The organism is Streptomyces sp. NPDC059224 (genome assembly GCF_042754285.1).
In the GTDB taxonomy this organism is placed as follows: domain Bacteria; phylum Actinomycetota; class Actinomycetes; order Streptomycetales; family Streptomycetaceae; genus Streptomyces.
Genome location: NZ_JBHZAN010000054.1, coordinates 13,780 through 37,998, shown reverse-complemented (window position 1 = coordinate 37,998; position 24,219 = coordinate 13,780). Strand labels below are relative to the sequence as shown.

24 protein-coding genes and 1 pseudogene are annotated in these 24,219 nt (G+C 72.8%); 11 read left to right on the top strand and 14 right to left on the bottom strand.

Annotated elements, in window-relative coordinates; genetic code table 11:
- Positions 1 to 147: 147 nt before the first annotated feature.
- From helR to ACFXI4_RS39880, 3 genes are all read right to left on the bottom strand, one after another.
- Positions 148 to 2,322 carry an RNA polymerase recycling motor ATPase HelR gene (gene helR / locus ACFXI4_RS39890; protein WP_385001166.1) on the bottom strand — a complete coding sequence of 725 codons (2,175 nt, stop codon included), beginning with the start codon at positions 2,320 to 2,322 and terminating at the stop codon, positions 148 to 150.
- A gap of 89 nt (positions 2,323 to 2,411) precedes the next feature.
- Positions 2,412 to 3,644 carry a glycosyltransferase gene (locus tag ACFXI4_RS39885; protein ID WP_385001128.1) on the bottom strand — a complete coding sequence of 411 codons (1,233 nt, stop codon included), beginning with the start codon at positions 3,642 to 3,644 and terminating at the stop codon, positions 2,412 to 2,414.
- Between the two features lie 193 nt (positions 3,645 to 3,837).
- Positions 3,838 to 4,386, bottom strand: coding sequence for an RNA polymerase sigma factor (locus tag ACFXI4_RS39880; protein WP_362732774.1), 549 nt, complete (start codon positions 4,384 to 4,386; stop codon positions 3,838 to 3,840).
- A 46-nt stretch (positions 4,387 to 4,432) separates the two neighbouring features.
- Here ACFXI4_RS39880 and ACFXI4_RS39875 point away from each other — a divergent pair, with 46 nt between their 5' ends.
- From ACFXI4_RS39875 to ACFXI4_RS39855, 5 genes are all read left to right on the top strand, one after another.
- Complete coding sequence (locus ACFXI4_RS39875; protein WP_385001124.1) at positions 4,433 to 5,830, top strand: serine/threonine-protein kinase; 1,398 nt, start codon at positions 4,433 to 4,435, stop codon at positions 5,828 to 5,830.
- Between the two features lie 126 nt (positions 5,831 to 5,956).
- Positions 5,957 to 6,667, top strand: coding sequence for a DUF4232 domain-containing protein (locus ACFXI4_RS39870; protein ID WP_385001121.1), 711 nt, complete (start codon positions 5,957 to 5,959; stop codon positions 6,665 to 6,667).
- A gap of 219 nt (positions 6,668 to 6,886) precedes the next feature.
- Positions 6,887 to 8,143, top strand: a complete 1,257-nt coding sequence (locus tag ACFXI4_RS39865) for a hypothetical protein (protein ID WP_385001118.1) — start codon at positions 6,887 to 6,889, stop codon at positions 8,141 to 8,143.
- 58 nt (positions 8,144 to 8,201) lie between these two features.
- Positions 8,202 to 9,461: an arsenic transporter gene (locus tag ACFXI4_RS39860; RefSeq protein WP_385001163.1), complete on the top strand. Its 1,260-nt coding sequence runs from the start codon at positions 8,202 to 8,204 to the stop codon at positions 9,459 to 9,461.
- Between the two features lie 16 nt (positions 9,462 to 9,477).
- Positions 9,478 to 9,969, top strand: a complete 492-nt coding sequence (locus ACFXI4_RS39855; RefSeq protein ID WP_385001115.1) for a universal stress protein — start codon at positions 9,478 to 9,480, stop codon at positions 9,967 to 9,969.
- Between the two features lie 12 nt (positions 9,970 to 9,981).
- On the opposite strand, the gene ACFXI4_RS39850 is transcribed toward ACFXI4_RS39855, so the two are convergent.
- Positions 9,982 to 11,841 (bottom strand): RICIN domain-containing protein, encoded by a 1,860-nt coding sequence (locus ACFXI4_RS39850; protein WP_385001112.1) that lies wholly within the window; start codon positions 11,839 to 11,841, stop codon positions 9,982 to 9,984.
- Between the two features lie 451 nt (positions 11,842 to 12,292).
- Positions 12,293 to 13,189: a helix-turn-helix domain-containing protein gene (locus tag ACFXI4_RS39845; RefSeq protein ID WP_385001110.1), complete on the bottom strand. Its 897-nt coding sequence runs from the start codon at positions 13,187 to 13,189 to the stop codon at positions 12,293 to 12,295.
- 69 nt (positions 13,190 to 13,258) lie between these two features.
- Between ACFXI4_RS39845 and ACFXI4_RS39840 the strand changes: the two genes are divergently transcribed.
- Complete coding sequence (locus tag ACFXI4_RS39840) at positions 13,259 to 14,041, top strand: phytanoyl-CoA dioxygenase family protein (RefSeq protein WP_385001108.1); 783 nt, start codon at positions 13,259 to 13,261, stop codon at positions 14,039 to 14,041.
- 31 nt (positions 14,042 to 14,072) lie between these two features.
- On the opposite strand, the gene ACFXI4_RS39835 is transcribed toward ACFXI4_RS39840, so the two are convergent.
- The 3 genes from ACFXI4_RS39835 to ACFXI4_RS39825 form a co-directional block, all read right to left on the bottom strand.
- The gene (locus ACFXI4_RS39835) at positions 14,073 to 15,041 is read right to left on the bottom strand and encodes an aldo/keto reductase (protein WP_385001105.1); all 969 of its coding nucleotides are present in this window, start codon (positions 15,039 to 15,041) and stop codon (positions 14,073 to 14,075) included.
- A gap of 94 nt (positions 15,042 to 15,135) precedes the next feature.
- A complete protein-coding gene (locus tag ACFXI4_RS39830; protein WP_385001102.1) occupies positions 15,136 to 15,669 on the bottom strand; it encodes a flavoprotein in 534 nt (177 codons plus the stop codon).
- Between the two features lie 20 nt (positions 15,670 to 15,689).
- Positions 15,690 to 16,148 carry a nuclear transport factor 2 family protein gene (locus tag ACFXI4_RS39825; protein ID WP_385001099.1) on the bottom strand — a complete coding sequence of 153 codons (459 nt, stop codon included), beginning with the start codon at positions 16,146 to 16,148 and terminating at the stop codon, positions 15,690 to 15,692.
- Between the two features lie 95 nt (positions 16,149 to 16,243).
- Between ACFXI4_RS39825 and ACFXI4_RS39820 the strand changes: the two genes are divergently transcribed.
- Positions 16,244 to 16,795 carry a TetR/AcrR family transcriptional regulator gene (locus ACFXI4_RS39820; RefSeq protein ID WP_385001160.1) on the top strand — a complete coding sequence of 184 codons (552 nt, stop codon included), beginning with the start codon at positions 16,244 to 16,246 and terminating at the stop codon, positions 16,793 to 16,795.
- Between the two features lie 421 nt (positions 16,796 to 17,216).
- On the opposite strand, the gene ACFXI4_RS39815 is transcribed toward ACFXI4_RS39820, so the two are convergent.
- Both ACFXI4_RS39815 and ACFXI4_RS39810 read right to left on the bottom strand, forming a co-directional pair.
- Positions 17,217 to 17,417 (bottom strand): ferredoxin, encoded by a 201-nt coding sequence (locus tag ACFXI4_RS39815; protein ID WP_362732144.1) that lies wholly within the window; start codon positions 17,415 to 17,417, stop codon positions 17,217 to 17,219.
- A gap of 12 nt (positions 17,418 to 17,429) precedes the next feature.
- A complete protein-coding gene (locus ACFXI4_RS39810) occupies positions 17,430 to 18,671 on the bottom strand; it encodes a cytochrome P450 (RefSeq protein ID WP_385001096.1) in 1,242 nt (413 codons plus the stop codon).
- A gap of 293 nt (positions 18,672 to 18,964) precedes the next feature.
- On the opposite strand from ACFXI4_RS39810, the gene ACFXI4_RS39805 reads away from it, so the two are divergent.
- Positions 18,965 to 19,597, top strand: coding sequence for a LysE family transporter (locus ACFXI4_RS39805; RefSeq protein ID WP_385001093.1), 633 nt, complete (start codon positions 18,965 to 18,967; stop codon positions 19,595 to 19,597).
- On the opposite strand, the gene ACFXI4_RS39800 is transcribed toward ACFXI4_RS39805, so the two are convergent.
- Entirely contained in the window at positions 19,530 to 20,030 is a 501-nt protein-coding gene (locus ACFXI4_RS39800; protein ID WP_385001091.1) for a nuclear transport factor 2 family protein, read from the bottom strand. The genes ACFXI4_RS39805 and ACFXI4_RS39800 overlap by 68 nt on opposite strands.
- Before the next feature lie 179 nt (positions 20,031 to 20,209).
- Here ACFXI4_RS39800 and ACFXI4_RS39795 point away from each other — a divergent pair, with 179 nt between their 5' ends.
- Positions 20,210 to 20,659, top strand: coding sequence for a nitroreductase family deazaflavin-dependent oxidoreductase (locus ACFXI4_RS39795; RefSeq protein WP_385001088.1), 450 nt, complete (start codon positions 20,210 to 20,212; stop codon positions 20,657 to 20,659).
- A 95-nt stretch (positions 20,660 to 20,754) separates the two neighbouring features.
- Here ACFXI4_RS39795 and ACFXI4_RS39790 read toward each other — a convergent pair whose 3' ends face one another.
- Positions 20,755 to 21,822: a cation diffusion facilitator family transporter gene (locus ACFXI4_RS39790; protein ID WP_385001085.1), complete on the bottom strand. Its 1,068-nt coding sequence runs from the start codon at positions 21,820 to 21,822 to the stop codon at positions 20,755 to 20,757.
- A 21-nt stretch (positions 21,823 to 21,843) separates the two neighbouring features.
- On the opposite strand from ACFXI4_RS39790, the gene ACFXI4_RS39785 reads away from it, so the two are divergent.
- Positions 21,844 to 22,860 carry a glutathione S-transferase family protein gene (locus tag ACFXI4_RS39785; protein ID WP_385001082.1) on the top strand — a complete coding sequence of 339 codons (1,017 nt, stop codon included), beginning with the start codon at positions 21,844 to 21,846 and terminating at the stop codon, positions 22,858 to 22,860.
- 16 nt (positions 22,861 to 22,876) lie between these two features.
- On the top strand, positions 22,877 to 23,182 hold the full coding sequence (locus tag ACFXI4_RS39780) for a DUF4235 domain-containing protein (RefSeq protein WP_385001079.1): 306 nt from the start codon (positions 22,877 to 22,879) through the stop codon (positions 23,180 to 23,182).
- Between the two features lie 6 nt (positions 23,183 to 23,188).
- Here the strand turns inward: ACFXI4_RS39780 and ACFXI4_RS39775 are convergent, their stop codons facing one another.
- Both ACFXI4_RS39775 and ACFXI4_RS39770 read right to left on the bottom strand, forming a co-directional pair.
- Positions 23,189 to 23,581 (bottom strand): VOC family protein, encoded by a 393-nt coding sequence (locus ACFXI4_RS39775; protein ID WP_362724222.1) that lies wholly within the window; start codon positions 23,579 to 23,581, stop codon positions 23,189 to 23,191.
- A 51-nt stretch (positions 23,582 to 23,632) separates the two neighbouring features.
- Positions 23,633 to 24,172, bottom strand: a pseudogene (locus ACFXI4_RS39770) (TetR/AcrR family transcriptional regulator C-terminal domain-containing protein); the annotation flags it as partial.
- Between the last annotated feature and the right edge of the window lie 47 nt (positions 24,173 to 24,219).

Genomic DNA, 24,219 nt, shown 5'->3' with positions numbered 1-24,219 from the left:
AGCTCCTCTACATCAACCTCAACACACCCTTGCGTTAACCAGACGGACACCTAACGCGAATGGTTGTAGAAGATTTCTCAGAAAATTAAGGAAGGACCGAACTCGGACACAACCAGCTCATACCTGCGTGTGGTACGGGTCACCTCCTCATGAGGTGCTCGTCAGGACGACCAGCTGCCGGGTCGCCCGGGTCATCGCGACGTAGCGGTCGACGGCGCCCTCGACGCCGGTGCCGAAGTCCTCCGGGTCGACGAGGACGACCAGGTCGAACTCGAGCCCCTTGGACAGCCCGGGGGTGAGCGACCGGACCCGGGGTGTCCCGGTGAAGGCCGGGTCACCGATCACACAGGCGATGCCCTCCGTGTGTGCGGCGAGCCAGCCGTCGAGGATCGCGGTCAGCCGGCCGACGGATCCGTGGACGACGGGCAGGCCGCTGCCGCGGATCGAGATCGGCACGTTGGCGTCCGGGAGCGCGGCCCGGATGACCGGCTCGGCCTCCGCCATGATCTCTTCCGGTGTGCGGTAGTTGATGCTGAGCGAGGCCAGGGTGATCCGGCCGAATCCGACCCGTTCCAGGCGTTCCCGCCACGATTCCGCGAATCCGTTCCTGGCCTGGGCGCGGTCCCCGACGATGGTGAAGCTCCGGGACGGACAGCGCAGCAGCAGCATCTGCCATTCGGCGTCGGTCAGCTCCTGTGCCTCGTCGACCACGATGTGCGCGAACGGACCGGCCAGCAGGTCCGGGGCGACGGCGGGCAGCTCGGACTCGTCGACCAGGCTCACCTCGGCGTCCTCGCCGCGCAGCATCCGCACCAGGCCCTCGCCGTCGTCCCCGTCGGCGCCGGAGTCGACGGCGGCCCCGATCAGGTTGTCGACGACCTGTGCCATCCGTTCGCGCTGGGCGGCGAGCGCGGCCTCCTGCCGCTGCCCGCGCCGGGCCGCCGCCGGGTCACCGAGCCGCTGCCGGGCCGCGTCCAGGAGCGGCAGGTCGGACACGGTCCAGGCCTGGGCGTCGGCGCGCTGGAGCAGGCCGACCTGGTCACGGTCGAGCCAGGGGGCGCACAACCGCAGATAGGCGGGCACCGACCACAGGTCGCCGACCAGGTCGGTGGCCTCCAGCAGCGGCCAGGCCCCGTTCAGGGCGTCGGTCAGCTCCCGGTCCTGCTGGAGCGACCTGCAAAACCGCTCCGGCGGGACGTCGTCGCCGGTGTGCCTGTCCAGCAGGATGGTCGTGAGTTCCTCCCAGATCTGCTCACGACCCTCGTTGTGCGGGGTGCCCGGCCCCGGTGCCCGGAACGCGTCGGCCCAGTCGTCGGCACTCAGCCACAGGTCGCCCCAGTCGGTGGCGACCGTCATGCCCTCGGCGGGCGGCTCCTCGTAGAAGCGGACGGCCGTCTCGACCGCCCGCACCAGGTCGGCGGACGCCTTCAGCCGGGCCACCTCCGGGTCGGCCTCGGGCACCGCCGCGGCCCCCTCGTCGACGAGGTCGGCCAGGACGCAGGTCTGCACGCCCTCCTCGCCGAGGCTGGGCAGCACGTCGGAGACGTAGTCCAGGTAGGGCCGGTGCGGGCCCACGAAGAGCACCCCGCCCCGCCGGTGCCCGAGGCGCGGGTCGGAGTACAGCAGGTGGGCGGTGCGGTGCAGGGCGACGACGGTCTTGCCGGTGCCCGGGCCGCCGTCGACGACGAGGGCGCCCCTGGATCCCGCGCGGATGATGGCGTCCTGGTCGGCCTGGATGGTGGCGAGCACGTCTCGCATCCGCTCCGACCGGTCGGCGCCGAGGCTCGCGATGAAGGCGGACTGGTCGTCGAGCGCGGTGTGCCGCTCGAGTCCGTCGTCGGTGAAGACCTCGTCCCAGTAGTCGCTGATCCGGCCGTCGGTCCAGCGGTATCTGCGGCGGCTGCGCAGCCCCATCGGGCCGGCGTGGGTTGCCGCGAAGAACGGCTCGGCCGCGGGTGACCGCCAGTCGAGCAGCAGCCTGCGGCCCGCGCTGTCGGTGAGGCCCAGCCGCCCGATGTAGGCGGGCTCGGGGGCGTCCGCGCCCACGATGCGCCCCAGGCACAGATCGAGCCCGAAACGGCGCAGGGTGCGCAGCCGCCCGGTCAGCCGGTGGACCTCGGTGTCCCGGTCCATCGCGGCCCGGCCGGTGCCGCCGGGGGCCTTGAGTTCGGCGTCGAGGCGCTCGGAAAGGTCGGCGATCGTCTCCTCCAGGCAGCGCGCGATCGCCGCGAAGTGCCGCTCGTCGTCGGCGATCAGGGCCGGATCGGCCTTTGCGGAGAGGTGGTCGGGGAGGTCGAAGGCGCGGGTGGTCAGGGGGTTCACTTCATCAGCTCCGTTGGGGTGCCCGGTGCGGCGACGGGCCCGGGCGGTGGTGGCGGGCGCGGGTGCGAGCGGCTCGGCTTCCGGACGGTTCACGCGGAGACGGGCGGAGGTTCCCAGCCGGTCCGGTCTGTCCCGTCGGTCCCGTCGAGCAGGAGGCGCGCGGCCACCGTCGCGCCGTCGGTACGGACCTCACCGGCCACGGCGGCCGCCCGGGCCCGGGTCCCGGGGGCGAGGGCGGTCGCCAGCGCGGCGGAGAGGGAGTCGGTGGTCGGGGCCTGGCCCTCGTGCGCCGCGCCGATACCGAGTTCGGCCACCCTGGCGGCCCAGTGCGGCTGGTCCACGATCTGGGGGACGATCACCTGGGGCACGCCGGCCAGCGCGGCCGTCGTCGTGGTGCCCGCGCCGCCGTGGTGGACGACGGCGGCCACGCGCCGGAACAGCGCCTGGTGGTTGACCTCGCCGATCGCCAGGCAGTCGTCCCGGCCGTCGATCGGGGCGAGGTCGGCCCAGCCCCGCCCGACGAGCACCCGGCGGCCCCGGGCGCGCACCGCCTCGACGGCCACCCGGGCGGCGTCCGGCGCGCCGCGCATCGCCATGCTGCCGAAACCGACGTACACCGGTGGCTCGCCCGCCGCCAGGAAGGCCGCCAGCGCGTCAGGAAGGGGGCGCTCGTCCGGCAGCAGCCACGCTCCGGTCTGTACCAGGTCGAAGTCCGTCAGGTCCTGCCACGGTCCGAGGACCGGGTCCGCGGCCAGCCACGGCCGGCCGGTGAGGACGTGGTCACGGACGTCGTCCACCGGGGGCAGTCCGATCGCCGCCCGACGGGTGTTCAGGGCCTCGCCGTACAGCGCGTCCACCCGTTCGGCGTCCACCTTCCACAGCGTCCGCAGGTCGGCGCCGGGCGGGGCCGGACGTCCCGGGCGGCCGGCCGGCGGGAAGTGCGAGGACGGCATCCCGAACGGGTGGGGGCACGCGAAGACGTACCCGATCCCCAGTTTCTCGGTCACGGACCGTACGCCGGCCGGCAGCAGGCCGGTCGCCACCACCACGTCACACCCTTCGGCCGCCGCCGCGACCGTGTCGAAGTGCGCGGCGACCAGGTCGGCGGCGAGCCGGAACGCGTCCGACGGCTGCGGATCCGGCCGGGTCACCACCGAGCGCACCGACGGACCGAACGGCACGTGCGGCACGCCCGCCCGGGCCAGCAGCTGAGCGAACTCCTGGTCCGGCGGGGCGCACACCCGTACCTCGGCGCCCAGTCCGCGCAGCGCCAGTCCCAGTCCCGCCAGGGGTTCGACGTCCCCCCGCGACCCATATCCCATCAACAACACACGCACCTGGTGAATCCCCCAAAAACCGCTGGTTCTGGCTTCGGCCTGCGATTTTGCGGGACGAGGGGGGCCTTGCCGCAAGCCCCCCTGTGCGCTATAAGTTGAGAGTGGCGAGGAGAGGATGAACTCCTTGCCCTATTTTTTTTGCCCGGCCCGGCCCGTCACGGCGCAGCCGCCGTTCTGGTCACGTCGCGCTCAGCCAGGGCCGGACCTGCTTGCGCGCCTCGTGCAGCCGTGACTTCAGCGTCCCCAGCGGAATCCCCACCCGTTCGGCGACCTCGGCGTAGTCCAGCTGGCAGATGTCCCGGTAGACCAGCGGAGCGACCAGCTGCGGATGCTCCCGCTCCAGCCGGTCCAGCGCCTCGAGGAGATCGATCCGGGAACCGGCGATCACGCTGGTGGTGCGCGGGTCGACGTGCTCGGCCGGTTCGATGGTCGCCGGCTGCTCGGCCGACCGGCGCTTGAGGTCCCGGTACTTCTGCCGGGAACAGTTGGCGACGACCGTGTACAGCCAGGTGCTGAAGCGGCTGCGGCCCTCGAAGGTGGAGATCTTCCGGGAGATCTGCAGCAGTACGTCCTGGGCCGCCTCCTCGGCGTCCTCCCGGCACGGCAGGAACCGTCCGCAACGTCGGACGACGTCGGGCCGGACCTCGGTCAGCAGCTGGTTCAGGGCCAGCTGGTCGCCCGCGGCGGCCCGCCGGGCGAGGTCTTCGGTCAGCGCGGCGTCCGGCACGGGAGGTCCCCCTCGAAGTCGATCTCAGGGCAGGCATGATAGTCGTATGCAACCCCTGGAGCGGATCGGCCGCTATCGCCTCGAACGGCGCCTGGGCACCGGTGCCTTCGGGACGGTCTGGCTCGCCCACGACGACCAGTTGGACGCCTCGGTGGCGGTGAAGGTGCTCGCCGACAACTGGTCCCACCGTCTCGACATCCACGACCGCTTCCTGTCCGAGGCGCGGCTGCTGCGCCGGGCCGACTCGAAGCGGGTGGTGCAGGTCTACGACATCGGTGAGCTTCCGGACGGGCGGCCGTACTTCGTGATGGAGTACGCCGACGCCGGCACGCTCGCCGATCTGCTCGGAGCCGGTCCGCTGCCGGTCCCCGACGCGCTGCTGCTGACCGCGCTGGCGGCCCGCGGCGCGGCGGACCTGCACGGGGCCGGGATCGTGCACCGGGACATCAAGCCGACCAATGTGCTGCTGCGCACCGCGCAGGACGGCACCCGGCGGGTGCTGCTGGCCGACCTCGGACTGGCGAAGAGCCTGGCACAGGCGTCGGGGCTGACGCTGGCCGCGGGTTCCGCGGGCTATCAGCCGCCGGAACAGGCCGAACCGGGCGAGGGCATCGACGCCCGGGCCGACGTGTACGCCCTGGGCGCGGTCGGCTACGAGCTGGTCACCGGGACGGTGCCGGGGGCGCCCGGGAAGGTGGTGCGGCCGGAGCGGCTGCGGCCCGGCCTCGGGGACGACGTCCAGCGGGCGCTGATGCGGGCCCTGGAGCCGGACCGGCAGCGGCGCTGGCCGTCCGCGCAGGCCTTCGCGGACGAACTGGACCGGCTGGCGGCGGCCGCGGCGGCTCGCCGGCCACGGCGCCTGGACGGCGTCCGCCGACGGCTCAACGCCATCACGCTGACGGTGGCCGCGGTCCTCACGGCCGGGGGTACGGCCCTCGCGGTCACGCTGGTCGACCGGCACGGCTCGGCGGGCGACGAGACGAAGGTCACCGACTCCACCGGGCGGGTGGTGGCGCAGGTGCCGTCCGGGTGGGCGGGCGAGCTGCGCGACTCCGGCTGGAATCCCCGGGCGCTCGGGCTCGCCGCGGGGCACGAGCCCGGCCTCGAGGTCGCCGACGACGTGTCCCAGTGGCAGGACCTGACCACGGCGGTGAACGGCGTGTTCATCGGCGTGAGCGAGCACGGCGACGTCACGGCCAGGGTGAACGCCCTGTCCCACCGGCAGTGCCACTACGACGGCAGCCGCGCCTTCACCAGCACCCTCTGGAAGGGCCGGGTCCGCACCTGGAGCGGCTGTGCCGGCGCGGGCGGCTCGATCCAGGAGGCGGCTCTCGCCCCGGCCGACGGGGACGACCAGCCCCAGGTGTACGTACAGGTACGGCAGAAGGGAGCGGTGGACGACACGGCCACCGACGGCATACTTCGGTCGATCCGGGTCACCTGACCCGACGAATCACGGCGTGCCCCCGAACTTTTCGGCCGTTTCTCGCATCGGATGGGAGTGACGGCGCACGGAGCGCCTCGGGCACGCCTCGCAGCGTGCCGCGAACATCCAGGAAGGTGGAGAGACATGGCGCACACGTCCCAGTCCTGGCGGCGCGGGGCGGCCCTGCTCGCGAGCACGGTCGCCGCCCTGGGCCTCCTGACCGCCTGCGGCAACGACAGCCCCGGCAAGTCGCCGGAGTCCGTCTCGGGCACGGCCGCGCCCGCGACCGGCGACTCGGCGGGTTCGAGCGCCTCGGACAGCGGCTCCGCGCCGTCGGGCGCGGGATCCTCGTCGGCGTCCCCGGGCACCGGCTCGTCGACGGGCGGCGGTTCCTCGGCCGGTGGTGGCACGACGACCGCCGGCACCGCGTCCGGCAGCCGCTGCCACACCTCCGAGCTGACCGCCTCGGTGGGCGGCAACGATCCGGGGGCCGGTCAGGAGAACTTCCCGATCGTCTTCACCAACAAGTCGGACCGCACCTGCACCGTCCGCGGCTTCCCGGGCGCCGCCTTCGTGAACGCCGCCGGCACCCAGCTCGGTGCCGATCCGCAGCGGGAGTCGGGCAGTACGCCCACGACGGTCACCCTCAAGCCCGGCCAGAGCGCCTGGGCGGGGCTGACCTTCTCCAACCCGGAGATCAGCGGCGCCAAGACGGCGGCCCCGGCCGCGCTGAAGGTCACCCCGCCGGACGAGCGGGACGCGTTGAAGGTCACCTGGAAGGGCGGCACGGTCCCGGTGTCCGGGAACTCCTCCTCGGTACGGCTGACCGTACTCAGCGCCGGTACCGGTGCCTGACCTGCCGCGACACCGGCCGCCCGGGGCCTGATCCCCGGCACCCGCACCCCGCTGCCCACCCCCCGGGCAGCGGGGTTCGTCATGTCCGGGCCACGACTGTCACAGGCGTGCTACACGCGCTCCCGGCGCCGATCTTTTCCACCGGGCCGCCCATCGAACCCGTCGACCACACAGGAAGCGGGCCCCGCGAGGGCCCGGACGACGGAATCGGGGACGGACATGAGCGGCATCTCCCGCAGGCGGATCCTGACGGCAAGCGCGACGGCGGGCGCCCTCGGCGCACTGGGCGCGGTGTCGGGCTGCTCCAAGGGCGAATGGTCGGTGGACGGTGGCGGTTCCGCCGCGGCCGGCGGCAGCGGCAGCGCCGCGGCGGCCAGGCCGCTGAAGCTCATCGGGGACGGTTCCACCGCCGACACCGGTGCCCAGCCCCATCAGCCGAAGGCGGCACGCCTGGCGGCCGGCGCCAAGCCGCCGCAGTTCGTGGTGTTCTCCTGGGACGGCGCCGGCGAGCTCAGCAACCAGCTGTTCTCCCGGTTCCGCAAGGTGGCGGCCGACCACGGCGCGAAGATGACGTTCTTCCTGTCCGGCATCTACACGCTGCCCGAGGCCAAGAAGGACCTCTACCGACCGCCGCAGCACGAGGTGGGCGCCTCGGCGATCGGCTACCTCTCCGACCGGCACATCCACAACACGCTCCAGCAGGTGCGCGCCGCCTGGCTGGAGGGCCACGAGATCGGCACCCACTTCAACGGGCACTTCTGCGGCAGCGACGGCGTGCGCAACTGGTCCCCCGCCGAATGGCGCAGCGAGATCGACCAGGCGGTCGGCTTCGTCACCAGGTGGAAGACCAACACCGGCTTCACCGACCTGGAGCCGCTGCCCTTCGACTACCGCAAGGAGCTCATCGGCGGCCGCACCCCGTGCCTGGAGGGCCAGGCCAACCTGCTGCCCACGGCGGCCGCGCTGGGCTGGAAGTACGACGCCAGCTCCCCCGGCGGCCTGCAGATCTGGCCGGGCAAGGTGCAGGGCAACCGCATCTGGGACTTCCCCCTGCAGTCCATACCGTTGTCCGGGCACTCCTTCCAGGTCCTGTCGATGGACTACAACATGATGTTCAACCAGTCGGGCGGCAACCCGCTGGGCGACAAGTCCCAGTACGACGCCTGGCGTACCCAGGCCCGCGACACCTACCTCGCGGGCTTCGAGCGCGCGTACACCACCAACCGGGCGCCGTTCTTCATCGGCAACCACTTCGAGCGCTGGAACGGCGGCATCTACATGGACGCCGTCGAGGAGGCGATCGGCAAGATGGCCGAGTACGACGACGTGCGCTTCGTCTCCTTCAAGCAACTGGTGGCATGGCTGGAGGCGCAGGACCCGGCGGTGCTGCGGACGCTGCGCACACTGAACCCCGGCCAGGAACCGACCGGCGGATGGGCTGATTTCCTGGGCCCGGCGGGTACCCCCTCCTCGTAACCGGGCCCGTCTGCTTACATGGGCGGGCCGCACTTGATCACGCTCCGAGGAACGCGCCCTGAACACCCCGCTCGCCGAGACCCTGTCCGTCCTCCTGCTCGCCGCCGTCCTCGCCTGGGCCGTGATCCGGCCCCGCGGCATGCCGGAGGCGGTGCTCGCCGTACCCGCGGCGGGGGCGGTGATCGCCACCGGGGCGATCTCGCTGGACCACGCCCGGCAGGAGGCCGAACGGCTCGGGCCCGTCGTCGGTTTCCTCGCCGCCGTCCTGGTGCTCGCCCACTTCTGTGACGTGGAGGGACTGTTCCAGGCCTGCGGGGCGTGGATGGCCCGCTGGTCGGGCGGGCGGCCGGTGCGGCTGCTGACCGCGGTGTTCGCGCTGGCCTCGGTGATCACCGCCGTGCTGAGCCTGGACGCGACGGTGGTACTGCTGACGCCCGTGGTGTTCGCGACCGCGGCCCGGTCCGGGGTGCGGGCCAAACCGCACGTCTACGCGTGCACGCATCTGTCGAACACCGCCTCGCTGCTGCTGCCGGTGTCCAATCTGACGAACCTGCTGGCGTTCGCGGCGAGCGGGCTGAGCTTCACCCGGTTCGCCGCGCTGATGGTGCTGCCCTGGCTGGTGGCGATCGGCGCCGAGTACCTGGTGTTCCGGCGGTTCTTCGCCCGGGACCTGTCCTCGGCGGCCCCGGGCGCGCGGGACACCGGCGAGCCGCCCCGGCTGCCGCTGTTCGCGGTGGTGACGGTGGCCTGCACGCTCGCCGGGTTCGTGGTCACCTCCGCGTTCGGGATCGACCCCGCCTGGGCCGCGTTCGCCGGCGCGCTGGTGCTGGCCGGGCGGGCGCTGGTACGGCGACGGGCGAGCGCGCTGTCCGTGGTGACGGCCGCCGCGCCCGCGTTCCTGGCATTCGTGCTCGCGCTCGGGATCGTGGTGCGGGCGGTCGTCGACAACGGGCTGTCCGACACGCTCGGGCAGGTGCTGCCGGGCGGGACGGGGCTGCCGGCGCTGCTCGGCGTCGCCGCGCTGGCCGCCGTACTGGCGAACATCGTCAACAACCTGCCCGCGGTGCTCGTGCTGCTGCCGCTGGCCGCGCAGACCGGCCCCGCCGCGGTGCTGGCGGTGCTGCTCGGGGTGAACATCGGTCCGAACCTCACCTACGCCGGTTCGCTGGCGACGCTGTTGTGGCGCAGGATCGTGCACCAGCACGATCACGGGGTGGACCTCGGCGAGTTCACCCGGCTGGGCCTGCTCGCCGTGCCGACCGCGCTGGCCGGCGCGGTGGTGGCACTGTGGGGGGCGCTCCAGGTGGTCGGGATCTAGGCGGGAGGCCATGGACATGCGGGTGATCGTCTGGCTGGTCGAGGGGACCTGGCCCGCCTGTGTGGACGCGGCGCGCGGGTGTGCGCGGGACGCGTCCGAGGTGGTGCTGCTGCACGTGACCGAGCCCGGGGTGGCCGGGCTGGCACACGGCGCCTTCGCCGGGCTGCTGGGCCGGGCGGGTTCGGAACCGGACCCGGAGCGCCGGCTGGTGGAACTCGGCGGCACGTCGGCGGCGGAGCTGCTGGACGCCGCCGAGGCCCGGCTGGGGCGGCCGTGCACCCGGCTGGAGCGGACCGGCCGCATCGAGCGGGAGGTGGTGGCCGCCGCCGAGGGGGCCGGCCTGCTGATCGTCGCCCGGGACGGCGACCGGTCCCGGCTGGGGCCGCACAGCCTGGGCAAGGCGGTGCGGTTCGCCGTCGATCACGCGCCCTGTCCGGTGCTGCTGGTGTGGCCGGAGGGGGCGCCGGACCTGACCACGATGCCGCCCCCGCCCCCGCACCACCCCTGAGCCGGTACCGGCTCAGCGGCCGTGGCGGCCACCGCCACCTCCGCCGCCGTAGCCGCCGCCGTAGCCCCAGCCGCCGCCGTTCCGGTCACCGCCGTAGCAGTAGCCCGGGTACTCCGCGCACGGGTTGTAACCGGAGGCGCTGCTCGACGGCGTGGGCTGCGCGGTCGTCCGTGCCGCCGACGGGGTGGGCGTCGGTGCTGGGGTCGTCGCGGCCCTGGCCTTGGCGGTGGCCGACGAGGACGGGCTCGGCGCCGGCGTGGCCTCGGCGTCCCAGTTGACGACCTGCATCTGCAGGTCGGGCTGGGAGGTGTCCATCACCCAGCGCTGGGAGGCGACGTTCGCCCGGGTCTTGACCACCAGGGAACCGCCGCCGTCGGTGGCGGCCGGCGCGAGCGCCAGGTCCTGGTCCCAGCGGGGCACCAGCGCGCCCTGGAGGGTGAAGTCGTAGCGGATGCTCCGGCCGCCGGTGCCGGAGGCGGCCGAGCAGGGGGCGAGCTGGACGGCGTAGCCGAGGTGGGAGTCGAGGCACAGGCCGGGGTCGGCGCCGTTGCGCAGCAGCCCGTCGTTCTCGTACGTCCACTGCTGGCCGGCGGCCGAGGAGCACTCGGCGAGTTCGGCCTCGGCTCCCTTGGCGGGCTTCTTGCCGACCAGCCCGATGCACAGTCCGGACGCGATGTTGTGCAGGCGGCCGCGCAGGGTGCCCTGGGTGGTCTGACTGGTGCCGATCCAGGACGGCCCCGAGCTGGCGGTGCCGGTACCGGGCGTGGCGGAGGGCTTGCCGGCGGCCGCGGGACCGGAGTCGTCGCCGGAGCCGAGCACCGACCACAGCACCAGCGGCAGCACGACCAGCCCGCTCACCGTGCCCACGGCCACGGAGAGGTTGCGGCGGCGCACCCGTCGGGCTGCCCGCTGCCTGGCCCGGCGGGAGAGGGCGGGATGCACCACCAGGTCCTTGCCCGGGGCCTCCTCGGGCGGCCCGAAGGCCTCGCCGCCCGCGAGGCGGCCGCCGGGTGCGGTCTCCGGCTCGGCGGGCGGCTCGGTGCGGCCGGCCCGTGACTCCACGTAGGCACGGGCGCCCCAGCCGAGGACGGCCTCGGCCAGGGCGAGGCCGAGGCTGCTGCCGCCGTTGAACTGCTGGAGCTGGTCGGCGGTGTACCGGCAGTGGGTGCAGCCGCCGAGGTGCTGCTGGAGGTCCCGGTCGATGTCGACGCCCCCGCGCCGGAAGGTCACGTCGATCATCCGGACGTACCGCTGGCACTCGTCCTCGTGGGCGAGTTCGCGGTGCACCTGAAGGCACTCCTCGCGCAGCCGCTCGCGGGCCCGGCGCAGTTCGATCCGCGTGTCCTGCTCGTCGAGGCCCAGCAGCGCGGCGGGGGTCGACAGCGGTTCCGACTCGACCTCGGCGTGCCAGAGCACGGCGCGCGAGGACTGCGTCAGCCGCTGGAAGGCGTGGGAGAGCAGCCGGCGGTTCGTGGGCGGGAGCAGCCGGGAGGCGGCCCGCTCCCCCTTGCCGACGCGCAGTTCGGGGTGCAGGCGTTCGCCGCGGCCGTCGTTGTCCCATTCGGCCGCGATGCGGCGGACGGTGACGAGCAGTTGGGGGCGCCAGGCGGCGGTGGGCCCGGCCTGGCGCAGGGATTCGCCGAAAAGCCGGGTGAATGCGGCGGTGGTGAGCATTCCCGCGCCGCGGGGCCCGTCGGTGCACAGCCGAGCGTAGGCGAAGGCCGCTTCCCAGTGCCGGTCGAGAAGTTCACCGACGGGGTGCAGTGCGGGGGTGGCACCCGTCCATTGCTTGAGCTCGGCGCTGAGCTGCTCGTCGGTGACGTCGAACGGCCGGTCGGGGGTAGGGGAATTCCCCAGGCCTGCGTCATTCACGGCGGCATTCCTTCCAGACGCAACACGTGATGCGGTCCATACCAATTGGTATGTGACCGGTATGCGACCCCGCCGGCTTCATGGCCGGATGGGCTGTTGGGGGTTCGGGGCTCGGACGTCCGCCGTCAGCAGCTCTTTTGAAGCGTGGGTGGCGTACGGGAGCGGCCTCGCGCATGCGGGGAATGGAATTGTCCGCATGCCGACAGGGCACACCTTTGCACAGGCCAGCGCGACAGAACAAGGGATCCCATGGTTTTGCGGATTGGCCGCAGCCCGGGTTAATTTGACCTCTCGTCAATGAGAGTGTCCGCGCATTGTCGTTGTATCGACATCGTAATTGACGCGAGGATTCGGGGGCGGCCGCTCCGTCATCCGCACCAACCATTGAACCGTCTTCCGACCTGCGCGATCCGCCCGGCGGGCGGCGCCCGGAGACCAATGGCCGCGGGCATTAGGGGCGTTCACCGGAACGGTAGGCGCCGGGTGGGACACCGTATCTTTCACGGAAAACCCGGCTGAAGTGGAACGGGCTGGGAAATCCGGACGCGGCCGCGACCCGCCCGACGGTCAGGTCGGTGCTCTCCAGCAGCCGGGCGGCGTGTCGCAGCCGCGCCTCGCGCAGCGCGCGCATCGGGGGCAGGCCCGTCTCCCGGGTGAAGAGGTGGGCGAACCGGGACGGCGAGAGCGCGACCTGCGCGGCGAGCGAGTCGACGGTGTGCGCAGCGCCCGGGTCGGCGGCGATCAGCTCCGAGGCGCGGCGCACCCGCCCGTCCCCGGCGTCCGGCCCCGGAGCCGCGCGGTGCGCGCCGGCCGTCGCGAGCAGCACCACCTCCTCCAGCGCGCACAGGGCGAGTTCGCGTGCCGCGCTGCCGTACGCGACGGCGACGGGCGGTTCGCCGCGCACCGCGGCGGGCGGCGCGCCGCAGCCGGTCCAGCGGGAGTCGGCCAGCAGCCGGTGGAACGCGGTCTCGATCCTGGCGTGCGTGTCCTCCGCAGCCCCGACGGCGAACACGCCGTCGCCCACGGCGCACGGCCCCAGCCACTGCGCCCAGCCGGGGCGGGCCTGGCAGTGCGTCCACCAGAAGCGCCAGCGGCGCGCGCCGGGCCCGACCGTGTAGTGGTGCGGCACGCCTGGCGCGAGGACGACCAGGTGGCCGGGGCGGGCCCAGGCCTGTGCGGTCCCCTGCCGGAGCAGGCCGAGCCCGTCCGTGGTCCAGGTGAACAGCCAACTGGCCGACCCCTCGGGCCGGTTGACCCGGTAACCGGGGCCCTGGTCGTAGTGGCCGGTGACGACCGTGCCCGGCGGCGGAGCCGGGACAGCGGTCCCGGGCAGTTCCTCAGCGGTCATGGACATCCTCTCCACGGACGTGTCGGCCTAGCGTGACAGGCCCAGAGCACCGGACCGAGGAGCGCGGACATGACCGTCACGGGCATCGGCACCACCACGGCGCGGCAGTTCGAGGACGACGGGTTCGCCGTCGTACGTGGGTTGTTCGGGTACGACGAGATCGACCGGTTGTGTGCGGAGTTCGCGGCGCTGCACGCGGCGGGGCGGCCCGTGCCGGGCCACTTCCGGCCGGGGCCGACGGCGGATCCGCTGCACCGGTACCCCCGCGTGATGCAGCCGCACGAGATCAGCGCGCTCGCCCGGCGGTTCCTGCTGGACGCGCGGCTGCGGGTGATCCTGGAGGGGTTGTTCGGGGAGGAGGTGCTGGCCGCACAGAGCATGTTCTACTTCAAGCCGCCGGGGGCCCGGGGGCAGGCGCTGCACCAGGACAACTTCTATCTGCGGGTGGAGCCGGGGACCTGCGTCGCGGCGTGGGTCGCCTGCGAGGAGATCGGCCGGGAGAACGGCGGTCTCGAAGTGGTGCCGGGGACGCATCGGATGGAGCTGTTCTGCCCGGAGGAGTCCGACGCGGAGCTGTCGTTCGCGCGGGAGTACGTGGCACCGCCAACGGGGCTGGTGGCGGTGCCGGTCGACATGGGGCCGGGGGACGTGCTGTTCTTCAACGGGAGTCTGGTGCACGGGTCACAGCCGAACCGCTCCGCCGCGCGGTTCCGGCGGTCGTTCATCGGGCATTACGTGGGGCGGTCGGCGGCGCGGATCGGTTCGTACTACCGGACGTTGACCATGAGCGGGGAACGCGTTGCGCTGCCGGCGAGCGCGGGCGCCGGCCCCTGCGGGACCGAACGGCCGTGACGGGGCCCGCGCCCCTGGCGTGCGGCACGTCTCAGTGGCCGGAGATCGGATGGGGGCCGTACGGCTGCTCCAGCTCTTCGAGTTCCTTGTCGCTGAGTGCCAACTCCACTGCGGCGACCGCGTCCTCGATGTGCCGGGGCTTGGACGCGCCGATGATCGGGGCCGTCACCGGGTTCTGGTGGAGGAGCCAGGAGAGGGCCACCTGGGCCCGGGGGACGCCCCGGTCGCCTGCGATGCGGGTGACCGCCTCGACGATCGCGCGGTCGCCCTCCTGGTAGAGGCGGTTGCCGAAGTTGTCGGTGGCGCTGCGCTCGGTGACCGTGCCCCAGTCGCGGGTGAGGCGGCCCCGGGCCAGCGGGCTCCACGGCAGTACGCCGACGCCCTGGTCCACGCAGAGCGGCAGCATCTCGCGCTCCTCCTCGCGGTAGAGGAGGTTGTAGTGGTTCTGCATGGAGACGAACCTGGTCCAGCCGTGCCGCTCGGCCGTGTACTGGGCCTTGGAGAACTCCCAGGCGTACATCGAACTCGCCCCGATGTACCGGGCCTTGCCCGCCTTGACGACGTCGTGCAACGCCTCCATCGTCTCCTCGATCGGCGTCTCGTGGTCGAAGCGGTGGATCTGGTAGAGGTCGACGTAGTCGGTGCCGAGCCGGCTGAGGCTGTGGTCGATCTCCGTGAGGATCGCCTTGCGGGACAGACCGCCGCCGTTGGGCCCGGGGCGCATCCGGCCGTGCACCTTGGTGGCGAGGACGATCTCGTCGCGCCGGGCGAAGTCGCGCAGCGCCTTGCCGACGATCTCCTCGCTGGTGCCGTCCGAGTAGACGTTGGCGGTGTCGAAGAAGTTGATGCCCGTCTCCAGCGCCTGCCGGATCAGCGGGCGGGACGCCTCCTCGTCGAGGGTCCACTCGTGGGTGCCACGGTCGGGCAGACCGTAGGTCATGCAGCCGAGGCAGATCCGGGACACGTCCAGACCGGTCCGGCCGAGCTTCACGTACTCCATCGTTGTCTCCCGCCTTCGAGATCACGTCGTACAGAGCCGAGCCTACGTCGGGCGGGCGGCCGGTCCCGTGCGGCGGCGGCGGTAATCGGACGCGTCAGCCGTGCTCCAGCAGGTCAAGCGCCCGTTCCCAGGCGAACTCGGGGCGCCGGCCGTCCGCTTCGGCCCCGCCGGTGTGCGGCTCGCCGAAGCGGACGCCCAGCCCGCGCAGCCGGGTGACGCTCTCCCGGTAGGCGGGGTGGGCGGCCAGCGCGTCGGCGACACACGGCAGAACGGCTATCGGGACGCCGAGCCCCAGGGCCTCGCAGAGGGTGCCGACGGCAAGGGTGTCGGCGAGCCCGGCGGCCCACTTGTTGACGGTGTTGAAGGTGGCGGGAGCGACGGCCACCGCGTCCGGCGCCGGAAAGGGGCGCGGGTCGCGGGGGCGGCGCCAGGCCGACCGGACGGGTCGGCCGGTGCGCGCCTCGGCGGCGGCGGTGTCGAAGAAGCCGTTCATGGCGACCGGCGTGGCGATGACCCCGACCTCCCAGCCGCGTTCCTGCGCCGCGGTGATCAGCCTGCCGACGTCCGCGGCGACGCCGGCCCCGCAGACGACCAGGTAGAGGAAGGGCTTCGAGGACGCGTCGGTCATCCGGGAACCCTACGCGAGCGCTACCGGAGCGGGAACGACCGGCCCCGCTCGGACTCCGGGCGTGGACCGTGGATACGGCGGTCGCCCTCCTCGATCCGGACGTCGTTGATGCTGGCCTCGCGCCGGGTCATCAGGCCGTGCCCGTCGAACTCCCAGAGTTCGTTGCCGTAGGACCGCCACCACTGGCCGGCCTCGTCGTGGCACTCGTACTGGAAGCGGACGGCGATGCGGTCGCCGTCGAAGGCCCACAGGTCCTTGCGGAGCGCGTAGTCGAGTTCCCGGTCCCACTTGGCGGTGAGGAACTCGACGATCTCGGCCCGGCCGGTGACGAAGGTGTCCCGGTTGCGCCAGAGCGAGTCCTCGGAGTACGCGAGCGCCACGCGCTGCGGATCGCGGGTGTTCCAGGCGTCCTCGGCGGCCTGGACCTTCTGGAGGGCGGTCTCGTGGGTGAAGGGCGGCAGGGGCGGACGGTCGGTCATGGGTCTCCTCCTCACGCGGAGAACGTGCGTTCTCCGGGTCGCTGCTAACGTAGGAGAACGCACGTTCTCACGTCAAGGAGCCATCAGCAGTGGTCATGGACAGCGCGATCGCGCGGGAGCAGGCCCTGGACGCCGCCGAGCGGCTGTTCTACGGCCGCGGGGTCCAGTCCGTCGGCATGGACGACATACGCGGCGCCTCCGGGGTCTCCCTCAAACGGCTCTACCAGCTCTTCCCCGCCAAGGAACAGCTCGTGGTGGCCTATCTGGAGCGCCGGGACCTGCGCTGGCGGCGACTGCTCGCCGCGCATGTCGAACGGGAGCCTGACCCCAGGGAGCGGCTGCTCGCCGTCTTCGACTGGCTGGCGGGATGGTTCGGCGAGGCGGACTTCCGGGGGTGCGCGTGGATCAACGCGTACGGCGAGCTGGGGGCCACCTCCGAGGGGGTGGTGGCCCAGGTACGGGACCACAAGCAGGCCTTCCGGGACTATCTCGGGCGCCTGGTGGCGGACGCGGGACTGGACGCCGCGCTCACCGGGCCGCTGTTCCTGCTGGCCGAGGGGGCGATGGTGACCGCGGGCATCACCGGCACCACGCGCCCGGCCACCGAGGCACGCGAAGCGGCCCGGGAACTCCTGCGCGACCGCTGAGGCCAGGCACGGAGCGCGCCCGCCTGGCTCGGACCGCCGAAAGCCCGTCCCGGGCCCGGGCGACCGACGCGACGCCGCCGCCTCCCCGCCGCCCAGACGCGGCAGCACCCCGGCCCCGGGCAACCGGGCCGCACCCGGAAACAGCCCCTCCCGACGGACGCCCGGGAACCGCCGCGCGACCCGTGAGGTCAGGAGGGGCTCCGGGGGCCGCCGAGGGCACGGTACTGGTGCGCCGGCGCGCCCGGTTCGCCGCGCCGGCGCCGGTCGAGGGCCGATCTGGTGGTCGCCCCGCTCGGACGGCTCCGGTACGTCCTGCGGGTCACCGTCGAGGGCGACCGGGTGGCCGTCTGCCAGGTGATCGCCGATCGGGCGCGGCGCGCGGTCCGGAGCCGGCGGTGCCGCAGGCACCGCCGGCCGCCGGCTAGCCCGTCGGTTCCTTGACGGTGATGGCGTGCACCGGGCAGGCCCGGGCCGCCTCCTTGACCAGCGGGTCGCCGCCGCCGTCCGCCATTCCGGGGAGCAGGGTGCTGAAGCCGTCGTCGTCCTGGGTGAAGACGTTCGGGGCCGTCATGGCGCACTGGCCGGCTCCGATACAGACGTCCGTGTCGATGTCGATGTGCATGGCAGGAGCCTCTTACCAGGTCACGGGGAGTTCCAGCATCCCCTGGATCGTGTCGCCGGGTTTGAAGGGAATCTTCTCCGGCGGCGCGGCCAGCCGCAGGTCCGGAAGCCGCTCCCACAGGGTGCGCAGGGCGATCTCCAGCTCGGTGCGGGCCAGGTTCTGGCCCAGGCACTGGTGGATGCCGAAGCCGAAGGCAACGTGGTGGCGGGCCGGGCGGTGCCAGTCGATGGTGTCGGGGTCGTCGTACACGGACTCGTCGCGGTTGATGACCGAGGTGGCGAAGAGCACGCCGTCGCCTTTGCGGATGGTGGAGCCGGCCACCTCGATGTCCTCCAGGGCGACGCGCAGCAGCCCGTCGGCGATGGACAGCATCCGCATCAGTTCCTCGACGGCGGCGGGCACCAGAGCGGGGTCGGCGCGCAGTTCGGCGAGCCGCTCGGGCTGCTGGAGCAGGGTGAAGGTACCCAGCGAGATCATGTTGGCCGTGGTCTCGTGCCCGGCGACCAGCAGGATGAGGGCGAGTGAGACGACCTCGGCGCGGTTCAGGTCGCCCTCGCGGAGCCGCTCGTGGACGAGGTCGTCCAGGACGCCTTCGCCGGGCGCCTCGTCCCGGCTCTTGCGGTCGGCCAGGTCGCCCAGATAGGCCTCCAGCCGGTCGCGCGCGTCCAGGGAGTCCGCGGCCGCCGGACCGCGCAGCAGCCGCCGGGACTGTGCTTCGAAGAACTCGTGGTCGGCGTAGGGCACACCGAGCAGGTCACAGATGACCATGGACGGCACGGGCAGGGCGAAGGCGCTCACCAGGTCGGCCGGCGGACCCTGGGCGATCATCCGGTCCAGCAGGCCGTCGACGATGCGCTGGATGGCCGGCCGCATCTCGGTCGCCCGTTTCAGGGTGAAGTCCGGGATCAGCATCCTGCGCTGGGTCTGGTGCTCGGGGTCGTCGAGGCCGAGCAGGGCGACCTGGCGGCGCTCGCGGGCCGCCGCGAACCGGGCGTTCGGCATCGGGAAGTCGTCCCGTCGGCGGTCGCTGGAGAGCCGGGGGTCGGCGAGCAGCGCCCGGGCCGTGCCGTGGCCGGTGACCGCCCAGGCGGTGCGGCCGTCGTAGAGGGTGACCCGGGACAGCGGGGTCCCGTCGCGCAGCGGGTCGTAGCCGGTGGGCGGGTGGTAGGGGCAGGTGCGGTCCTGCGGCCAGGCCACAGGGTCGGCCGGGTGGGCCGGAACAGTGGGTTCCGTCAGGTCCGTCAGTTCGTTCATGGAAGACCTCGCAGACGAATGTCGTACGTCGTGCCGATCTTCATTAGATGCTCGGGGCATCTATGGGACGACCGCAAGTTCGGCCAGATCGGTGAACCGGGTGATCTGGCCGAACCCCACGTGGTCGGGGGACGATTCCACGCCGAAAACGGCTTGCCGGCAGGACGAGGCGGACCACAGGATCTGCGCATGAACACTCCTGACGCCGTGGTGCCGCTGACCTTCGCGACCGTCGCCCGGGGGCGGGTCCAGCAGCAGCCGAGGCGCCCCTGGAGGCCCGAGCCCGCACGCCCGTGACGGCCGCGCTCGTCGCCGGCCTGCTCGCCGGCTACGGGATCGCCGTCCCGGTCGGCGCGGTCGGCACATATCTAGTGTCCCTCACGGCCCGCACTTCGCTGAGGACCGGCGCCTGCGCCGCGCTCGGTGTCGCGAGCGCCGACGGCCTGTACGCCCTGCTCGCCGCGGTCGGCGGGGCCGCGCTGGCGACCGCGCTGCTGCCGGTGCTCGGGCCGCTGCGCCTGGTCTCGGCCCTGGTGCTGGTGGGGCTCGCGGTACGAGGTGCGACGGGGGCGCTGCGCCAGTACCGGGAGCGGCGTCTTTCCACCCGGGCCGAGCGGCCGGTACCCGGTCCCGCACGGGCGTATCTCGGCCTGCTCGGGATCACTCTGCTCAACCCCACGACGGTGATCTATTTCGCGGCGCTGGTGGTCGGCTCCCGTTCCGCCGAGCCGGTGCGGCCGCTGGAGCAGGGCGTCTTCGTCCTCGCGGCCTTCGCCGCTTCCGCGAGCTGGCAGCTGCTGCTGGCGGGCGGCGGCGCGCTGCTCGGCCGGGGCCTGACCGGCCACCGGGGACGCCTGGTCACGGCGCTGCTGTCGAGCTGCGTGATGCTGGGGCTGGCGGCCCGGATGGTGCTGTCGCCGGGCTGAGACCGCCGGGACCCGGTCGGGGCGCGAAGGCTCCGGCGACGGCAGGCTGTCCTCGTAGACGTGGTGCCGTACGACGTGGGACGTGGTGCCGTACGACGTGGCCGTCCCGGACGGTGAGGTGCAGGGCGAATCTGGCGTGATACGGGCGTCCGGTGGGGCACGCGGTCTGCCGGATCTCGCCGAGCACCACCGCGTCGTCGCCGTCGACCAGCACCCGTTCGACCCGGGTGTCCGCCCGCTCGGGTACGTGGTGCGCGGCCAGGTCGCGGTAGTGGGCGGCGGCTCCGGCGCGGCCGGTGCGGCAGGTGATCCAGGGGGTGTCCCGGCGGTCGTGCTCGTGCCGCGGCCGGTTCAGCCGCCAGTCGGCGTCCTCGGCGTACAGCTCGGCGATCCGCCGGAGAAGTTCCGTCACGACGGTACGGGTGTGGGACATCGCCGTGACCTGCCTCGGGTGTTCGGCCGGACGGGGTGTGTCCACGACTGTGCCCGCGTCGTGCGGTACGTGCGATTGCCCGTGAGGTAAGGAGGGCCCGGTGTCGTACGGATGATCCGGGGCACTCCCGGTGTTGAATCATGGCGTCAGTCTTGGAAGCGACGAGGGGACGGACCTCAATGCCTCTTGAGGGCGAGTACGAGCCCAGCCCGGCGGCCTGGGTACGCGAGCAGGTCGAGCTGTACGAGAGCTCAGGCGGGACGAAGGGCACGACCCTGATGGACACCGGGATGCCCGTCATCCTGCTGACCACCCTGGGGGTGAAGAGCGGGAAGATCCGCAAGACGCCGCTGATGCGCGTGGAGCACGGCGGGAAGTACGCGGTGGTCGCCTCGCAGGGCGGTGCGCCGAAGCATCCGGTCTGGTACTACAACGTCAAGTCGCAGCCGCTCGTCGAGCTCCAGGACGGGCCGGTCAAGCAGGACATGACCGCCCGTGAGATCACCGGAGCGGAGAAGGCCGAGTGGTGGGAGCGGGCGGTCGCCGCGTATCCGCCCTACGCCGACTACCAGAAGAAGACCGACCGGGAGATCCCGGTGTTCGTGCTGGAGCCGCACCAGGGGAACTGACGGTTCCGGGAATCCTTTCCGGCCGGGGAACGTCGGAATTTAGAAAAATCTGTTTCCCGCAGGCATGAACCGGCACCCGCCAGGGCAGCCGGAAGTCAGGCCCCGCCGCGTTCCCCCGTCGCGGCGGGGCTTTCCCGCGCCTCCTGCGCCGAGCGGTCGGTCACGTCCAGGAAGATCTGGTCGGTCTCGCCGAACTCCTCGTCCAGGGACCGCTTGATGCGCACCAGGACCTCCTCGACCTCCTCGCTGTCCAGGCCCGGCACCAGGTCGATCCGGGCCGCGACCAGGGTCGCGTCGAGCCCCAGCTTCATCGTGAACAGCGCTTCCACGCTGTCGATCTCGGGCTCCTCCGCCAGCCGCTCACGGATCCTGCCGCTCAGCTCGGGGTCCGCGGCCTCCCCGATCAGCTGGGCGCGGGCGTCGGCGCCCAGCCGGTAGGCCACGTACACCAGCAGCACGCCGATGGCCAGGGAGGCGGAGGCCTCCCACGCGACCTGTCCGGTGACCATGTGCAACGCCATGCCGGCCATCGCGAGCAGCACCCCGAGCACCGCGGTGCCGTCCTCGGCGACGACCGTGCGCAGCGCCGGATCCCGCAGGCCCCGGTCCTCCCGGCGGGCCTGGTGCAGTGCCCGGACCAGCGAGGCGCCCTCGGCGAGCAGGGCGACGCCCAGCACGATCAGGCCCGCCACATAGCCGCTGAGCTTCTCGTCGGCGCCGTTGCGCAGCGCCTCGACGCCCTGGAAGACGGAGAAGCAGCCGCCCATGACGAAGATCCCGACGGCCGCGAGCAGGGACCAGAAGAACCGCTCCTTGCCGTAGCCGAAGGGGTGGCGTTCGTCGGGCGGGCGGCGGCTGCGGCGCAGGGCGGCCAGCAGGAACACCTCGTTGAGGCTGTCGGCAACGGAGTGCGCGGCCTCGGAAAGCAGTGCGGGCGACCCGGCGACGATTCCGCCGACGGCCTTGGCGGCGGCGATCACCAGATTGGCGGCGAGCGCCACGAACACGGTCAGCCGTGTCCCGCGGTCGGCGTGCGACCGGTCCGGCTGCCCTTGCGGTTGTCGTTGCGACGAAGTCCCACTCACCTCGGCCGACTGCCCCGGCCCGGGCTGATCACACGTGCGGGAGCTGCGAATCGGGGAACATCGGGAGACACGGCGCATCAGGCACGTGAGGGAGGCAGCATGAGTGGTGACGGCAGCAACACCTCGCTCGGGCACAAGGCGTTCTCACGGTCCCCCAGTCACTTCACGGACCGGATCACGGCGGACGGGCGGGACGGCTGGCCGGTGGCGGCCGGGCGTTACCGCCTGGTGGTCAGCCGCGCCTGTCCGTGGGCGAGCCGGGCACTGGTGTCACGGCGCCTGCTCGGCCTGGAGGACGCCCTGTCGCTGGCCGTCACCGACCCGGTCCAGGACGACCGGAGCTGGCGCTTCACCCTCGACCCCGACGACCGGGACCCGGTACTCGGCATCCGGTTCCTCAGCGAGGCCTACGACCGCCGGGAGACCGGCTACCCGGGCGGGGTGAGCGTGCCCGCGGTCGTGGACGTGCCGAGCGGGCGGCTGGTCACCAACGACTACCAGCAGCTGACCCTGGACCTGGCCACCGAGTGGACGGCACTGCACCGGGAGGGGGCGCCGGACCTGTACCCGGCCGCACGCCGGGACGAGATCGACACGGTGACGGCCGAGGTCTACGAGGACGTCAACAACGGTGTCTACCGGGCCGGGTTCGCGCACCAGCAGAAGGTGTACGAGGACGCGTGCACGGCCGTGTTCCGGCGGCTCGGCCTGCTCGCCGAGCGGCTGGCGGGGCAGCGCTACCTGGTCGGGGACACGATCACGGAGGCCGACATCCGGCTCTTCACCACACTGGTGCGGTTCGACGCGGTCTATCACGGCCACTTCAAGTGCAACCGCTGGAAGGTGGCCGAGAACCCGGTGCTGTGGGCGTACGTGAGGGACCTCTACCAGACGCCGGGATTCGGTGACACCGTCGACTTCGACCACATCAAGCGGCACTACTACCAGGTGCACACCGGCATCAACCCCACCCGTATCGTTCCCCTCGGCCCGGATCTCGCCGGGTGGCTGACGCCCCATCACCGGGAGCAGCTGGGCGGCCGGCCCTTCGGGGACGGGACACCGCCCGGTCCGGTGCCGGCGGCCGAGCAGGTCGCGGACGCGGGGCGGCCCTGACAACGCGGAGGCAGGCATGGCCAAGCGCAGGAAGAAACCGAAGTTCCCTCTCGTCTACGCGCCGCTCGGCTTTCTGCTGAGCTGGGCCGGGGGCGCGCTGGGCGCACTGGTCTTCCGCCGGACCTGGATGGCACTGCGCGGCGAGGAGGACGCGCCCGACGCCCTGGACCGGGAGCGCGGCTGGGGCGAGGTGCTGCTGGCCGCGGCCCTCCAGGGCGCCGTCTTCGCGGTGGTGCGCAGCGCCGTGGACCGCACCGGCGCCACCGCCGTAGAACGCTCCACGGGAGCATGGCCGGCGACCCGCAGGGGCGGCCGGGACTGAGCGGTCTCAGCCCAGCTTCGGCGCCACCGGCGGCAGCAGGCGCAGGGTGAAGGAGTGTCCGGCCGGGTCCGCGTACCCACGTTCCTCGTAGGGCCCGGCCGGCTCCTTGGTGTCGATCGGGCGTCCGCCGAGGCCGACCACCCGCAGCTCGGCCTCGTCGAGGTCCTCGACCAGGAAGTCGAGGTGGGCCTGGAGCGAGTTCTCGGGCCGCGGCCAGCTGGGCGGGGTCGCGGTGACGTCGCGCCGGAAGGCGATCCTGAAGCCGCCGCGAGTACGGATCTCGACCAGGTTGGCCGATGTCTCGCCGTCCTCGGCGTCCAGCAACTCCCGGTAGAACACTGCGAGTTTCTCGGGCTCGGCGCAGTCGAGCACCACGACGGCCGCGTTCACCAATGCCATGCTTCCTCCCTGGACAGGTCCTTGGAGTGCGGATGTCCCCGGCCGCCGGATTCAGTCCCGGAGACGCGTCCGGATCAGGCGGGCCTCGGCCGCCGCCAGGAGCAGGTCCAGGGCGGCCGGGTAGGAGCTGTCCCGCATCGAGGCCACGAGGTGGCGGGCGGTGGCCGCGATGTTCGGGTGGGTGGCGGCGGGCAGCCGGCCGTAGGTCGCCCGCCACACGTCCGCCTCGGCCTCACGGGCGGGCTCGGGCAGGGCGGTGCTGGCGGAGTCGAGGGCGCTGCAGGCGAGGGCCTGGTCGACGAAGGCGTGGTAGACCCGGACCGCCTCCGCGTCCGGGAAACCGGCGCCGCGCAGCACCCCGAGGATGGTCTCGACGGCCTGGATCTCGTACGTCCGTCCGGTCACCCGGTGTGCGCTGAGCACCGCCGCCCGGGGATGGGCGAGAGCACCCGCGTGCATGCGCAGGCCCAGGTCGCGCAGGTCGGCGCGCCAGTCGCCGGTGGGCCGCCAGGCGCGCAGGGTACGGCCGGTCAGCTCGTCGGCGACGGCCAGCATCAGGTCGTCGGTGTGCCGGAAGTAGCGGTAGAGGGCACGGATTCCGACGCACCCCGGCTGCTCACGACCCCCAACTGAGGAAC

Bases quoted from the DNA above. Each gene is read 5' to 3' on its own strand.
- ACFXI4_RS39885 (WP_385001128.1), bottom strand. From the start codon at position 3,644: ATGGGATATGGGTCGCGGGGGGACGTCGAACCCCTGGCGGGACTGGGA.
- ACFXI4_RS39875 (WP_385001124.1), top strand. From the start codon at position 4,433: ATGCAACCCCTGGAGCGGATCGGCCGCTATCGCCTCGAACGGCGCCTG.
- ACFXI4_RS39870 (WP_385001121.1), top strand. From the start codon at position 5,957: ATGGCGCACACGTCCCAGTCCTGGCGGCGCGGGGCGGCCCTGCTCGCG.
- ACFXI4_RS39865 (WP_385001118.1), top strand. From the start codon at position 6,887: ATGAGCGGCATCTCCCGCAGGCGGATCCTGACGGCAAGCGCGACGGCG.
- ACFXI4_RS39855 (WP_385001115.1), top strand. From the start codon at position 9,478: ATGCGGGTGATCGTCTGGCTGGTCGAGGGGACCTGGCCCGCCTGTGTG.
- ACFXI4_RS39845 (WP_385001110.1), bottom strand. From the start codon at position 13,189: ATGACCGCTGAGGAACTGCCCGGGACCGCTGTCCCGGCTCCGCCGCCG.
- ACFXI4_RS39840 (WP_385001108.1), top strand. From the start codon at position 13,259: ATGACCGTCACGGGCATCGGCACCACCACGGCGCGGCAGTTCGAGGAC.
- ACFXI4_RS39835 (WP_385001105.1), bottom strand. From the start codon at position 15,041: ATGGAGTACGTGAAGCTCGGCCGGACCGGTCTGGACGTGTCCCGGATC.
- ACFXI4_RS39830 (WP_385001102.1), bottom strand. From the start codon at position 15,669: ATGACCGACGCGTCCTCGAAGCCCTTCCTCTACCTGGTCGTCTGCGGG.
- ACFXI4_RS39825 (WP_385001099.1), bottom strand. From the start codon at position 16,148: ATGACCGACCGTCCGCCCCTGCCGCCCTTCACCCACGAGACCGCCCTC.
- ACFXI4_RS39820 (WP_385001160.1), top strand. From the start codon at position 16,244: ATGGACAGCGCGATCGCGCGGGAGCAGGCCCTGGACGCCGCCGAGCGG.
- ACFXI4_RS39815 (WP_362732144.1), bottom strand. From the start codon at position 17,417: ATGCACATCGACATCGACACGGACGTCTGTATCGGAGCCGGCCAGTGC.
- ACFXI4_RS39810 (WP_385001096.1), bottom strand. From the start codon at position 18,671: ATGAACGAACTGACGGACCTGACGGAACCCACTGTTCCGGCCCACCCG.
- ACFXI4_RS39800 (WP_385001091.1), bottom strand. From the start codon at position 20,030: ATGTCCCACACCCGTACCGTCGTGACGGAACTTCTCCGGCGGATCGCC.
- ACFXI4_RS39795 (WP_385001088.1), top strand. From the start codon at position 20,210: ATGCCTCTTGAGGGCGAGTACGAGCCCAGCCCGGCGGCCTGGGTACGC.
- ACFXI4_RS39790 (WP_385001085.1), bottom strand. From the start codon at position 21,822: ATGCGCCGTGTCTCCCGATGTTCCCCGATTCGCAGCTCCCGCACGTGT.
- ACFXI4_RS39785 (WP_385001082.1), top strand. From the start codon at position 21,844: ATGAGTGGTGACGGCAGCAACACCTCGCTCGGGCACAAGGCGTTCTCA.
- ACFXI4_RS39780 (WP_385001079.1), top strand. From the start codon at position 22,877: ATGGCCAAGCGCAGGAAGAAACCGAAGTTCCCTCTCGTCTACGCGCCG.
- ACFXI4_RS39775 (WP_362724222.1), bottom strand. From the start codon at position 23,581: ATGGCATTGGTGAACGCGGCCGTCGTGGTGCTCGACTGCGCCGAGCCC.